This is a genomic window from Arthrobacter sp. MOO21 (assembly GCF_057369995.2).
This window is the reverse complement of sequence record NZ_CM170671.2, coordinates 2,405,853-2,419,071: the sequence shown is the minus strand read 5'-3', so window position 1 is coordinate 2,419,071 and position 13,219 is coordinate 2,405,853. Positions and strand designations below refer to the sequence as shown.

The 13,219-nt window shown below is 65.3% G+C and carries 10 protein-coding genes and 1 pseudogene; 4 read left to right on the top strand and 7 right to left on the bottom strand.

Going from position 1 to position 13,219, the window contains the following annotated elements:
* Positions 1–22 precede the first annotated feature (22 nt).
* The 7 genes from AC2JAJ_RS11205 to sp36 form a co-directional block, all read right to left on the bottom strand.
* Positions 23–919, bottom strand: coding sequence for a carbohydrate ABC transporter permease (locus AC2JAJ_RS11205; RefSeq protein WP_221386027.1), 897 nt, complete (start codon positions 917–919; stop codon positions 23–25).
* A 2-nt stretch (positions 920–921) separates the two neighbouring features.
* Positions 922–1,896, bottom strand: coding sequence for a carbohydrate ABC transporter permease (locus AC2JAJ_RS11200; RefSeq protein WP_486415827.1), 975 nt, complete (start codon positions 1,894–1,896; stop codon positions 922–924).
* 26 nt (positions 1,897–1,922) lie between these two features.
* Complete coding sequence (locus AC2JAJ_RS11195) at positions 1,923–3,257, bottom strand: extracellular solute-binding protein (RefSeq protein WP_486415828.1); 1,335 nt, start codon at positions 3,255–3,257, stop codon at positions 1,923–1,925.
* A 197-nt stretch (positions 3,258–3,454) separates the two neighbouring features.
* Positions 3,455–4,456 carry a LacI family DNA-binding transcriptional regulator gene (locus AC2JAJ_RS11190; protein ID WP_486415829.1) on the bottom strand — a complete coding sequence of 334 codons (1,002 nt, stop codon included), beginning with the start codon at positions 4,454–4,456 and terminating at the stop codon, positions 3,455–3,457.
* Between the two features lie 58 nt (positions 4,457–4,514).
* Positions 4,515–5,426: an NUDIX hydrolase gene (locus AC2JAJ_RS11185; protein ID WP_486415830.1), complete on the bottom strand. Its 912-nt coding sequence runs from the start codon at positions 5,424–5,426 to the stop codon at positions 4,515–4,517.
* Positions 5,427–5,441: 15 nt separating this feature from the next.
* Positions 5,442–5,975: a RidA family protein gene (locus AC2JAJ_RS11180; RefSeq protein WP_473696010.1), complete on the bottom strand. Its 534-nt coding sequence runs from the start codon at positions 5,973–5,975 to the stop codon at positions 5,442–5,444.
* Position 5,976: 1 nt separating this feature from the next.
* Positions 5,977–6,132, bottom strand: coding sequence for a Sp36 family protein (gene sp36, locus AC2JAJ_RS11175; protein ID WP_009359196.1), 156 nt, complete (start codon positions 6,130–6,132; stop codon positions 5,977–5,979).
* A 37-nt stretch (positions 6,133–6,169) separates the two neighbouring features.
* Between sp36 and AC2JAJ_RS11170 the strand changes: the two genes are divergently transcribed.
* From AC2JAJ_RS11170 to AC2JAJ_RS11155, 4 genes and pseudogenes are all read left to right on the top strand, one after another.
* Complete coding sequence (locus AC2JAJ_RS11170) at positions 6,170–8,479, top strand: transglycosylase domain-containing protein (RefSeq protein WP_486415831.1); 2,310 nt, start codon at positions 6,170–6,172, stop codon at positions 8,477–8,479.
* A 6-nt stretch (positions 8,480–8,485) separates the two neighbouring features.
* A complete protein-coding gene (locus AC2JAJ_RS11165) occupies positions 8,486–9,430 on the top strand; it encodes a metallophosphoesterase (RefSeq protein ID WP_501053120.1) in 945 nt (314 codons plus the stop codon).
* A gap of 133 nt (positions 9,431–9,563) precedes the next feature.
* A complete protein-coding gene (locus AC2JAJ_RS11160) occupies positions 9,564–11,372 on the top strand; it encodes an ABC transporter ATP-binding protein (protein ID WP_486415833.1) in 1,809 nt (602 codons plus the stop codon).
* A pseudogene (locus tag AC2JAJ_RS11155) lies at positions 11,369–13,196 on the top strand (ABC transporter ATP-binding protein). The gene AC2JAJ_RS11160 and the pseudogene AC2JAJ_RS11155 overlap by 4 nt, the downstream one beginning before the upstream one ends.
* The last annotated feature ends 23 nt before the right edge of the window (positions 13,197–13,219 follow it).

Sequence of the window (13,219 nt, the reverse complement as noted above, 5' to 3'; positions counted from 1 at the left end):
TGATGGATAGCGAAGGTGGGCGTCAGGTCCCCGCGAGTCCCGTCGTCGCAACGCCCTTGATGATCTGGCGCTGGAAGAACAGGAAGAGCAGGATGAGGGGCAGGGCCGCGAGCAGCGCTGACGCCATGTTCTGGGCGTACTGGATGCCGTAGGCACTCTTGATGGTCTGCAGCCCCACGGGGAGGGTCAGGATGGATCCGTCGTTGGTGGCGATGAAGGGCCACAGGAAGTTGTTCCAGGCGCCGATGAACACGAAGATCGCGACGGCAGCCATGATGGGGCGGGACAGGGGCAGCACAACCTGCAGGAAGATCCGCATGCGGCTGGCACCGTCCATGACGGCGGCTTCCTCGAGTTCACGCGGGATTTGGTCGAAGAACTTCTTGAGGACGAACACCATGGCGGGGTGGATGACCTGCGGCAGGATGATGGCCCACGAGGTATCGATCATGTGCAGTGCCACCATCTGGTAGAACAGCGGAATGATCAGGACCGGCGGGGGAACGATGATGGACGCGATGATCACCGTCATCAGGACCTTCTTGCCCCGGAAGTCGATGCGGGACAGGGCGTAGGCCGCCAGCGCGGAAATGACCAGCGTGATCACGGTGATGGCCGCCGACGTGTACAGGGAATTCCAGGTCCAGAGCGGAATGTTGCCGTCCTGGAATACCTTGACGAACGCGTCGGCGGTAAAGCCCGACGGCGGGATCCAGTTGATCTTCGGAGAGGCGGCGTCCGTCTCGCTCTTGAAAGCGGTGACGGTTGCCCAGGCGAAGGGCACCAGCCAGAGAACGGCCAGGAGCGCGGCGACTGCCAGGACGACGACCCGGCCGGGTGTCATCCTGCGGCCCGGTTTGCGGCGGACTGCGGGATTGGCGGTGGAAGCAACGGGGCGGGCGAGGGTTTCAGTTGCCATGGCTATGCGCTCCTGCGGCGGGTGATGAGGAACTGGATGACGGACACGGCCACGATCAGTCCGAAGAAGATGTAGGAAATGGCCGCGGAGTATCCCAGCCGGTATCCGGTGAACCCGGTTTCGAAGATGTACTGCACCACGGGCCGGGTGGCGCCGCCGGGGCCGCCGGCCGTCATTTGGTAGACCTGGTCAAAAATCTTGAGCGAAGCCAGGATCTGGAGGAGCACGATCATCACGGTGGTCGGGGCCAGTTGCGGCAGTGTGATCGAGAAGAACTGCCGCCATGCACCGGCGCCATCCAGCGACGCCGCTTCATAATGCTGGGCCGGGATGTTTTGCATGGCAGCCAGGTACAGCAGGAAGTTGAATCCCACGGTCCACCACAGTGTGGCGATGACGATAGCCCACATCGCTACGCCCGGGTCGTTCAGCCAGGCCACCTTCGGCAGCCCGATCTTCGCCAGAGCGTCGTTGATCAGGCCCAACTGCGGGTTGTACATCCAGGTGAAGAACAGGGATACGACCGTCGACGCCAGCAGGTACGGGGCAAAGTAGGAAAGCCTCCACAACCATTGCGCGGGCAGCCCGACGTTGAGCAGTGCCGCCATGACGAGCGCGACGACCACCAGCGGGACGGTGCTGATGACGGTGAAGTACAGGGTGTTGCCCAGCGAATGCCACATGTCGGGGTCTGCCAGGGCCTCGGTGTAGTTGGCGAGGCCGATGATGCTGTCATTGGCGCCGGTGAGTGACTTGCCGGTCAGGCTCATGTACATGCCGTAAAGGAGCGGCCACACGAGGAAGACCAGGAAGAACACCAGGAACGGTGCGGCGAACGCCCAGCCGTTGAGGTTGTCCCGGCTCCGCTGGGCCAGCGCGGATGCGGGCCGCGCCGGGGTGGACGGCTTTCGACGGGACAGCCCGGGCAGCGAAGCGGCCCGTCCCTCACTGTCTTGCGATGTAGCTACGGAACTCATTCGGGACTCCTATGTCGCTGGGCGGTTCAGACCGGGTTGGGCCGGGAAAGGAGGGTGTTGGTGCGCCGGACGAAGGCTTCCCAGCCATCAGCTGCCTTGTCGCGGCCCAGGAGCACGTTCTGAACGGTCTCCGCGAAGTAGGTCTGCCAGTCCGAACCGGACCCGCTGAACCATGCTTCGGGGTCGTAGGCGATAATTTCGGCAGCGTTGGCATAGTGGATCTGCGGCGTGAGGTCACGGTACGCCTGGGACTGGACCACCGGCTGGTAGGCGGGGATGTGCCCCGCTTCGGCCCAGGACAAGGACCCCTTGAGGATGTCGCTCACGAACTTGTAGACAGCGCGCCGTTTCCCGTCGTCGACGTTCAACTGGCGGGGAAGCACGAAGGAATGTGAGTCGGCGTAGGACGCCGGGGTTCCGTAGAGCGTGGGGATGGTGGCGGCGTCGACGGGGAGTCCGGCCTTCTTGAAGGTGGGAAGCTCCCAGACTCCGCTGAAAAGCATGCCTGAACCGCCGCGGGCGAATTCCGCGATGCCCGTGCTGATGTCCCCGCTCTGCGCCGCGATGGTGTCGTCGAAGAGCGATGTCATGAACTCCAGGGACTCAATCGCGGCGTCGTTGTCGGCAACCATTGGCTTGCCGGGAGTCAGTTCCATAGTGGCCCCGTGCTGCCGGTAGAGCGTGTAGAAAAGGCGCCACATCTGGGAACCGCTGCCAAGGTAGCCGAAGGACAGGCCGTGGGCCTGGGTCACCTTCTGCATCTCCCTGGCGATGGTGAGGAATTCCTGGGGGGACGTTGCTTCCTGCAACAGGCCGTTGCCGCCTAAAAGTCCTGCCTTTTCCGCCACCTCCCGGTTGTAGAACATGACGAAAGGGTGCGAATCCAGGGCAATGGAAAAGACTTTCCCGTTGTGCTGGCTCTTGTCCCAGATCCTCGGTGCGAAGCTCTGGGCCGTGACGCCGTGTTCCGCCAAAAGGTCCAGGTCCCACGGGTCGATGAGTCCGCCGGGCGCATAACCCGGAACCCGGCTGGCATGCATGATGGCCAGCTGCGGCGGACGGCCACCGGCTGACGCCATGGCCAGCTTGGTGTAGTAGGGAGGGCCCCAAGCCAGGACGGTGGGATGCACCTTGAACCCCGGGTTGCCCTCATTCGCCTTGCTGATCATGGCCTGCATCTTGATGCCGTCGCCGCCGGACAAGAGGTGCCAGAACTCGATGTCCCGCACGGCTGCTGCCGATGCAGCGCCGCTGCATCCGGTGAGGCCCGCAGCGGCCAGGACACTGCCCAGGGCCACAGTGCCAGCAAGTACTTGTCGCCGGGATACCTGTTGTCCGGCGGGAAAATCAAACTGCTTCACCCGTCACTCCTTTGGATGGGTCCGCTGAAAGTCATTCCTGCGCCGCGGAGCCCTGCCTGTGCGGGAGATGTTGCTGCTGCCTGCTCAGGGGGCCGGTGTGACGCAGGACTCACATTACATCGATGTAATGGCAAGTACAACGAAAAATTGTTAGCGTTCACCAAACGAGTGGAGGGTCTTGTTTTGCGCTCGCCGGCTTAGCCCGACGTGCTGTCCCGCTCCACCACGGCGTAGTCGAGGGCCACTACCCGCTGCGGTCCCCCGCGGTCCGCCATCCGCTCGGTCAGGAGGCGCAGGGCTTCGCTGGCCACCTTGCGTTTGTCGAACGAAACCGTGGTGAGCGAAGGCACGGCGTACTGGCCGTCGGCGATGTCGTCGAATCCCGCCACGGCAATGTCCCCGGGAACCGTGATTCCCCGTTTCCACAGCACGCTCAGGGCGCCGATGGCCATGGAGTCGGTGAAGCAGAAGAGCGCTTCCGGCAGCGGGTGGGAGTCAAGATACGCGGAAAGCACCTTGGCCGCCGTGTCCGGGCTCCACTTTTCGCACGGGATGACCAGCGAAGCATCGAAGTCGATGCCGAGCTGTTCCAGCGCAGCCTGGTAGCCGCGGGTGCGAAGGACCGCTGCGGCCGAACCCCGGCCTCCGGGGGCGCCCAACACGGCGATGCGCCGCCTGCCGGTCCTGGCAAGGGCCAAGGTCATGTCCCGTGCAGCGGCGACGCTGTCCACCCACACGCGGTCCGCCAGTTTTTGGGACACCTCCCCCAGCAGTACCACCGGAGGAAGGGACACCCCCACCTTGACGGCGCTTTCGTCCAGCACCACGGGGTTGAGGATCAGCCCGTCAATCAGGTTGGACCGCGCCCGCGACATCAGGTCGTATTCGCGCCCCGGATCCGATCCCGTTTCCTCGATCTGGACGCTCCACCCCTGTTCATGGGCCACTTCGACGACGCAGTGGGCAATCTCGGCGGAAAAGGGTGTCGCCAGGTCCGGCAGCGCGAGGGCGATGACCCCTGACCTGCCATTGCGCAGTCCGCGGGCAGAAAGATTGGGGACGTAGTCCAGTTCCGCCATTGCCTGCTCAACCCTGAGCCGCGTGGGACCGCTGACGGGAACGATGCCGTTCATGACGTTCGAGACAGTCTTGGGTGATACCCCGGCGAGGCGCGCTACGTCCTTGACCGTTGCGCGCAAAGGCGCCCCCTAGCTCCCGGTGTTGCTTTATTGTCGATGGTACTGCGCTGTTGAAGCGTCAGCGCTCCCGCTGGGGGTCTCCCGCCACAGTCTTCGCGGCCTCGACCTCGAGCAGGAGCTTGCCGTCCTCTTCGACGAGGCTGGGCTGGTAGACGTGGGGTTTGCGTTTGTAGCTCAGGTAGGCGATGCAGCCATTGGCGGCCGCCATCTTTTCCAGCATGATCTCGGAGCCTGGAACCAGCAGCTCGCCCAGGGTGCGGCCCGCGGTGTTTTCCTGGCCGGCTTCGTCGCCAAGGGCGGTGGTGTCCCGCTCCTGGACAGCTTGCGCCGCATTGACCCAGCGGCCCCAGACACCTTTGCCTTCAAGCAGCGAAGGTTCCTGGCCCATGGGAAGGGTGGCGGCGAAGTAGCGGGTGTCGAACCGCCGGTGCGCGAAGTCCGGGCTGCGCCAGTTGACCAGGGATTTGAGCAGGTCGGTGCGCAGGGACAGTCCGCGCTTGCCCAGCACCTGGGCAAGCGTCTTCTCCTGGTCGGCGACCGCTACGCGTGCACGCATCCATTCAGAGGTGGACGTGGCCTCGACCGTGCTGGACATGTCCGGGCCTGCCAGCAGCACGCCCGTCTCCTCAAAGAGCTCCCGGATGGCACCCACCACGTGGCGGCGCGCCAGCCCGACGTCGTCCGTTCCCATCTGCTCAGCCCAATGCTGGGGCGACGGGCCCAGCCATCCCATGGCTTCGTCGTCGGCCGCGTCGAGCGAACCGCCGGGGAAAGCGAGGACCCCCAGCGGCGAGGAACCGGGCCGGTAGCCCAGCCATGTCTCCAAACCGGTGGGGGAATCACGCAGGAGGACTACTGATGAGGCGTAGCGCGCGGCCCGCGGGGTCCGCTCGCCGTGTTCGAGCCAGCTCTGCGCTGCCCCTTCAAGATCCTGGGGAAGTGCGAAAAGGCGTCGTGCGAGGTGAGGCAAGGGAGGTGTCCGGTCCTAGCTGAATTCGGCGATCAGCTCGACCTCTACGGGAGAGTCGAGCGGAAGAACGGCAACGCCGACGGCGGAGCGTGCGTGCTGGCCTGCGTCACCCAGGACGCGGCCTAGCAGTTCCGAAGCGCCATTGACGACGGCGGGCTGGCCGGTGAATGACGGATCGGAGGCGACGAATCCCACCACCTTGACGATGCGGGTGATGCGGTCAAGGTCTCCGATGACGCTCTTCACGGCAGCCAGCGCGTTCACGGCGCACACGGCGGCGTACTTCTGGGCATCTTCCGGGGAAACGGTGGGCTCGTCGGCGAAGCCCTCGGTGCCGGCCGAAACCTTACCGGTAGCTTCGAGTTTGCCGTTAATAAAGGGCAGCTGGCCGGAGGTGTAGACGTGGCTGCCGGAGACCACGGCAGGGACGTAGGAGGCAACCGGGGCAGCAACTTCGGGAAGGGTGATTCCCAGTTCCGCCAGGCGCTTCTCGACGGCGGACGTGGGCGCCGTGGCGGCGCTGGACTGGGCTTCTGCGGGGGTGCTCATGCTACTGCTTCTCCCTCTTGAGGTAGGCGACAAGGCCGTTGCCGTCAGGTCCGGGGACTACTTGGACGAGCTCCCAGCCGTCCTCTCCCCACTGGTCCAGGATCTGCTTTGTAGCGTGAATAATGAGCGGAATCGTCGCGTACTCCCATTTGGTCATGAAAGAAAGACTAGTCCTTGCCGGTAAAGTGGAAAACATGGCCACTCGCAAGAACCCCTTATTCGACACTGCCACCACGCTGGGTAAGATCCTTGTTTTCCTTGGTGTGAGTGCTGTTTGCGGTGTCCTGGTGGCGGGCCTGCTGGTCCCGGCCGCCGCCGTCTCCGGCAGTGCGGCGAGCGGTTCCATCCAGTTCTTCGACGCCCTTCCTGCCGAACTGAAGGTCGATCCCCCCAGCCAGACCACCCGGATCCTGGCCGCGGACGGAAGCGAGATCGCCAGCGTCTACACGGAGAACCGCACCAAGGTTGCGCTTGACCAGATTTCCCCGAATATGAAGAACGCCATCATCGCCGTGGAGGACAGCAGGTTCTACGAGCACGGCGGCGTGGACACCACGGGCATCCTCCGCGCCCTGGTCAGCACCGCGCGCGGCAACAAGCAGGGTGCGTCAACCATCACCCAGCAGTACGTGAACAACGTCCTCAACGCCAACCTGGCCGCCGCGGGCGAAGAGGACCAGATCAAACTCAACGGCGTCAACAAGGGCGTTGGCGACAAGCTGCGGGAAATGAAGCTGGCCATCGCGCTGGAGAAGGAATTCAGCAAGGACCAGATCCTCGAGGGCTACCTCAACATTGTCTTCTTCAACCGGGACGCCTACGGCATCGAAGCGGCCTCCCGCTACTTCTTCAGCACCACCGCCAAAGACCTGACCCTGCCGCAGGCGGCGCTGCTGGCCGGCCTGGTCAACAGCCCCTCCGCCTTCGATCCGATCACCAACCCGGAGAAGTCCAAGCAGCGCCGCGACCTGGTGCTGGGCCTGATGCTGAACCAGGGCAAGATCACCCAGGAAGAGCACGACGCCGCCGTCGCCACCCCTGTGGAACCCAAAGTGACCCAGCCCAAGCAGGGCTGCGCCTACGCGGCTTCCGCCCCGTACTTCTGTGACTACATCCTGCACCTGCTCGAGAACAATCCCGCGTACGGCGCGGACGTGAAGGAACGCCAGCGCCTGATTTACGGCGGTGGCCTGACCATCACCACCACCCTGGATCCCAAGGCCCAGGCCGCCGCCCAGGAACAGGTCAACGCAGCCACCGGGGCCAACCCGGATAAATGGGGCTCCTCGATGGTGTCCGTCCAGCCGGGCACGGGAAAGATCATTTCCATGGCCCAGAACACCACGTTCCTGCCGGGCCAGGGCTTTGACTCGCAGTTGAACTTCAACGTGGACAAGATGGACAAGGACGGCAACGACCTCAATGGCATCGGCGGCTTCCAGCCGGGGTCCACCATGAAGCCGTTTACCTTTGCCGAGTGGCTCAACGAGGGCAAGTCCATGAACACGGTGGTCAATGCCGCGCAGCGCGTTTACCCCATCGGTTACCAGTGGCGCAATACCTGCGGCAAGGTGCAGGGCGCCTACAGTACGGCGCAGAAGAACCAGGGCCTGGATGCCGCTGACGACCTCCAGAACGCCGAACCGCAGTGGTACAGGCCGCTGTCGGTGCTGGAGGGCCTCTACAACTCCATCAACACGGTGACCTTCGCGTCCGCAGCGCAGCTGGACTTCTGCGGTATCCAGAAGATTGTGGACGCTGTTGGCCTGCACGGCGGGCTGCCGTCCGCCGATGGCAGCGACCCGAACCCGAGCATCAACATGATGACCCTGGGCAACCTGCTGGGTTCCACCCAGACCGCTCCGCTCACCATGGCCAGCGCTTTCGCCACCTTCGCGAACGACGGCAAGTACTGCGAGCCGATCGCCATCACCTCGGTCACCGATGCCTTGGGCAAGCAGCTCCCCGCCCAGTCCAGCAGCTGCCGCGACGCCATCAAGCCGGACGTCGCCCGCGGTGTGAACTATGCGCTGCAGGAAGTCCTGAACCGCGGTTCGGGCTCCCTGATCCAGCCCCGGATCTCCACCAGGACCAGCTTCCCCATCGGCGCAAAGACCGGCACGTCCAACAACAACGGCTCCACCTGGGTGGTTGGCCACACCACGGGCCTGGCGACCGCTGCCTGGTTTGGTGATCCCCTGGGCAACCAGAGCCGGGCCGGACAGAACATCACGGTCAACGGGAAGTTCTACCAGGGCATCGACGGCTACATGATCGCAGGGCCTATGTTCTCCAACTTCATGGCGAAGATTGCCCCCGCCTACGGCACCAACCCGTTCCCTGCGCCGCCGAGCAACATGGTCAACGGAACCACCGCCCCGACCCGCCCAACCACGCAGGCCACCCAGGCGCCCGCTCCTGCGGCGCCGGCCACCCAGGCACCGAAGGAACCGGCACCCGGGCCGACTAAGAACGGCAACGGCAACGGCAACGGGAACGGCTAGGCGCGGATGAACACCAACACCCTGGCAAGCCGCGTCCGCTCCATCGGGCGCGGCTTTGCCGTCGGTGCCGGGGCGGGGGCCGCCGCGGGGATGGCTGCCTTTGGTTACGGGCTGTGGGAAAAGAACCAGTTCGTCCTGCGTGAGGAAACGCTGGCGATCCTGCCTGCCGGCCGGAACCCGTTCCGCATCCTGCACCTGAGCGACATCCACTTCGTGCCCGGCCAGAAGAAGAAGGCCGACTGGCTCGGGTCGTTGGCCGACCTCCGGCCCGACCTGGTGGTCAACACGGGCGACAACATGAGCCACATCAAGGCCGTGGAGCCGGTGCTGGAAGCCCTGCGCCCGCTGCTGCAGTTTCCCGGCGTCTTCGTTCCGGGCTCCAACGACTACTTCGCCCCCACCCCGAAGAACCCGGCGGCCTACCTCCTGGGTCCCTCGAAGGTGAAGCCGAAGCCTGTCCCGCTGGACTGGCCGCGGCTGCGCTCGGCTTTCGGCATGGCCGGCTGGGTGGACCTGACCAACCGCCACCAGTCCCTGGTGCTCAACGGCATGCGCTTCGATTTTTCCGGCGTCGACGATCCCCACCTGAACAGGGAACGGTACGCCGGCTGGCCCAGGGGAACCGTCAACCAGGACTCGAACGACCACCTCAGGATCGCCGTCATCCATGCCCCCTACCAGCGGGTGCTGGACCACTTTACGGAAAGCGGCGCTGACCTCCTGCTGGCCGGCCACACGCACGGCGGCCAGTTGTGCATCCCCGGCTACGGGGCGGTCGTCGCAAATTGCGACCTGCCCACCTGGCGGGCCAAGGGGCTCCACGACTGGTCAAGCAATGGAAGCACGACGCCGGTCAACGTCTCGGGCGGCATCGGCACCTCGCGCTTCGCACCCGTGCGCATCGCCTGCAAACCTGAGGCCGTCCTGCTCACCCTCACCCCAGGCAGCTAGTTCACCGCATTACAGACCGCAATAACTGTGCGAGCCCCGAAACCGTCCCGCAATCCCTGTGAACGGGCTCACGTGATGGCATAGGGTAGTTGCTAGAGGAAACTACATTCGTTTTAGAGCTTGAGAAGCGGGCATGGCCAAGCAGACTCCATTTTTCAGATCGATCCGCCGGCTCTATCCCCATGTGCGGCCCATCCTCCCCCGGCTGCTGCTCGGGCTTCTCTGCGCACTCCTGGCCAGCATCGTTGCCCTGACCATCCCGCAGGTCCTCCGGGTCCTGGTCAACACCGTGCTGCAGCCCGGCGGCACGGCGGAGGCGGTCTGGGTGTCGGCGGGCGTCATCCTGGTCCTGGGCATCGCCGAAGCGGGCCTGGTGGCGCTGCGCCGGCAGTTCGTCATCAACCCGGCCACCAGCGTGGAGACCAGGATGCGGGTGTCCCTCTATGACCACCTGCAGGACCTGGCCGTTTCCTTCCACGACCGATGGGGATCCGGGCAACTCCTGTCCCGGGCCATGACGGACCTGAACTTCCTCCGCCGCTGGATGGCGTTCGGCGCCATCATGCTGGTGGTGACCACCCTGACGGTGGTCATCGGCATCGTTGCGATGTTCTCGATGAGCTGGCAGCTGGCCCTGATCTTCCTCGCCGCCGCCGTCCCGATCACCATCAACAGCTTCCGGTTCCGGACCCGGTTCAGCAAGGTTGCCCGGCGCAGCCAGGACCAGGCCGGGGACCTGGCCACCACCGTGGAGGAGTCCGTCCACGGTATCCGCGTGCTCAAGGCCTTCGGCCGCAGCCGGGAGGCCCTGGAGAACTTCAACGAGCAGGCCGAGGAACTGCGGCAGACGGAAATCGCGAAAGCCCGGCATCAGGCCACGTTCACCATGGTGGTCACCCTGCTGCCCGAGCTCGCACTGGGCGCCGCGCTGGTGGTGGGCATCATGCTGTGCGCGGGCGGTCAGCTGAGCATCGGCGCCCTGGTGGCCTTCTTCGCCACCGCGGCGGTCATCGCCTCCCCCGTGGAGTTCTCCGGCATGCTGCTGGCCATGGCACTCACTGCCAAGACCGCCGTCGACCGCCACTACGAGGTGATGGACACGCAAAACACCATCACCAGTCCCGCCGAGCCGCGCCGCCCCGGACAGCTGGCCGGCGCGCTCAGCTTCCACAACGCAACCTTCGCCTTCGAGGACGCGCCGGACAAGCCGATCCTCAAGGACATCAGCCTTGATGTCCGCCCCGGCGAAACCATGGCCCTGGTGGGCATCACGGGCAGCGGCAAGAGCGCCCTGATCCAGCTGGTGCCCCGCCTCTATGACGTTACCGACGGCGCCATCAGCATCGACGGCGTCGACATCCGCGCGTTCGACGTCGAGGAACTGCGGCGGACCGTGGCGGTGGCCTTCGAAGACACCACGCTGTTCTCCAATTCGGTCCGGGACAACGTCCTGCTCGGAGCCCCGGCGCGGAGCGACCAGGTACTGGACGAAGCCCTCGACGTTGCGCAGGCGCACTTCGCGTATTCGCTGCCGGAGGGGGTGGACACGCTGATCGGCGAGGAAGGCCTGAGCCTTTCCGGCGGGCAGCGCCAGCGCATTGCCCTGGCGCGGGCCATCGCGGCGCATCCCCGGGTCCTGGTCCTGGACGATCCCCTCTCCGCCCTGGACGTCCATACCGAGGAACTGGTGGAGGCCCGCCTCCGGGAGGTCCTCAGGGACACCACCACCCTGATCGTCGCCCACCGGCCCTCAACGGTGGCGCTGGCCGACCGCGTGGCGCTCCTGGAGGACGGCCGCATCGCCGACGTCGGAACGCACACCGAATTGCTGGCCCGCAATGCCCACTACAGGTACGTGATCGCCAGCCTGGACCGTGAGCCACGGGACCTGGATTCGGAGTTGTCTGCCCTGGAAGACCAGGCAGAGGAAGTGACGCGATGAGCACGGCAACGTTCGGCACTGCGAACGAGGACAACGCCCACCTCAGCAGGAGTGACAGCAGGGCAGTACGACGGCGGTCACTCGCCTTGCTGGGATCGCTGATCCGTCCGGTGCGGCTGCGGTTTTGGCTGACCATTGCGATGGTGGTCCTATCCCAGGCTGCGCGGGTCGGCCGGCCCGGCATTGATCGCCTTCGGCATCGACCACGCGCTGCCCGCCCTGCAGGCCGGCGACAACCTGCCCCTCGTGTTCACCGGCGCCGCCTACCTGCTCGCGGCCATCGCGACGGCGGGACTCACCGCCCTGTACGTCACCACCACCGCGCGGCTCAGCCAGGCCATGCTCCTGGACCTGCGGGTAAGGGTGTTCCGGCACACGCAGAGGCTGAGCCTGGAGTTCCACGAGAAATACACCTCCGGCCGGATCATTGCCCGGCAAACCTCGGACCTTGAGGCCCTTCGTGAACTCCTGGATTCGGGCGTCAGTTCGCTGGCGTCGGGAATCCTCTTCATGGCTTTTACCGCGGTGACCATTTTTGCCCTGGACTGGCGCAGCGGCCTGCTGGTCTTGGCCGCCGGCGTGCCCATGTTCTTCCTGGCGCGCTGGTACCAGAAGCACTCGCAGATCGCCTTCCGCGAGTCCCGGGTGGTCTCGGCCCGGCTGATCGTGCACTTCGTGGAAACCATGACCGGCATCCGCGCCGTGAAGGCCTTCCGCAAGGAGCGGGAAAACTCGCAGACGTACGGCCGGCTCGCCGAGGACTACCGCCGGGTCACCGTGCGGTCCATCAACCTCAACGGCATCTTCCAGCCCGGCCTGGTGCTGATCGGCAACGTCTGCGTGGCCGTAGTGCTGCTCTTCGGCGGCTTCCGGGTGCTCACCGGGGACCTGGCCGTGGGCGTGCTCCTGGCGCTGATCCTTTCCACCAAGCGGTTCTTCCAGCCGGTGGACCAGATGGCCATGTTCTACAACTCGTTCCAAAGCGCCCAGGCGGCCCTGGAAAAGGTCTCCGGGCTCCTGGAGGAGGTGCCCACCGTACGGCCGCCCAAAAACCCCGTTCCCCTCTCCGGCGCCAAGGGCGACATCGACTTCAGGGACGTGGAGTTCCGCTACGGGGACGGGCCCGTCGTGGTACCGAGCCTCAACCTGCACATCCCGGCCGGGCAGACCGTAGCCCTGGTGGGCCAGACCGGCGCCGGAAAATCGACGCTGGCCAAGCTGATCGCCCGCTTCTACGACGTCACCTCAGGAAACCTCACGCTGGACGGCATCGACCTGCGGAACCTGGGCACCCAGGACCTGCGCCGGAACATCGTCATGGTCACGCAGGAAGCCTTCCTGTTCAGCGGATCCGTGGCGGACAACATTGCCCTGGGCCGGCCGGAAGCGACGCGTGCCGAGATCGAGGAAGCCGCAAAGGCCGTCGGGGCCCACGAATTCATCCTGCAGCTCCCCGAAGGCTACGACACCGACGTCAACAAGCGCGGTGGCCGGGTTTCCGCCGGGCAACGTCAATTGATCAGCTTCGCCAGGGCTTTCCTGGCGCGGCCGGCGGTGCTGATCCTGGATGAAGCCACCTCCTCCCTGGACATCCCCTCCGAACGCCTGGTCCAGGCCGGACTGGCACGGCTGCTCGCCGGGACGGACGGGGCGCGGAGGACCGCGCTGATCATCGCTCACCGGCTCTCCACGGTAGAGACGGCGGACCGGGTGCTGGTGGTGCACGACGGCCGAATCGTGGAGGACGGCACTCCGGCTGACCTCATCGGCGGCGGCGGCCGCTTCGCCGACCTGCACGGGGCATGGAAGGATTCGCTGGTCTGACCACTGGTCCGGCAGGCCACCCC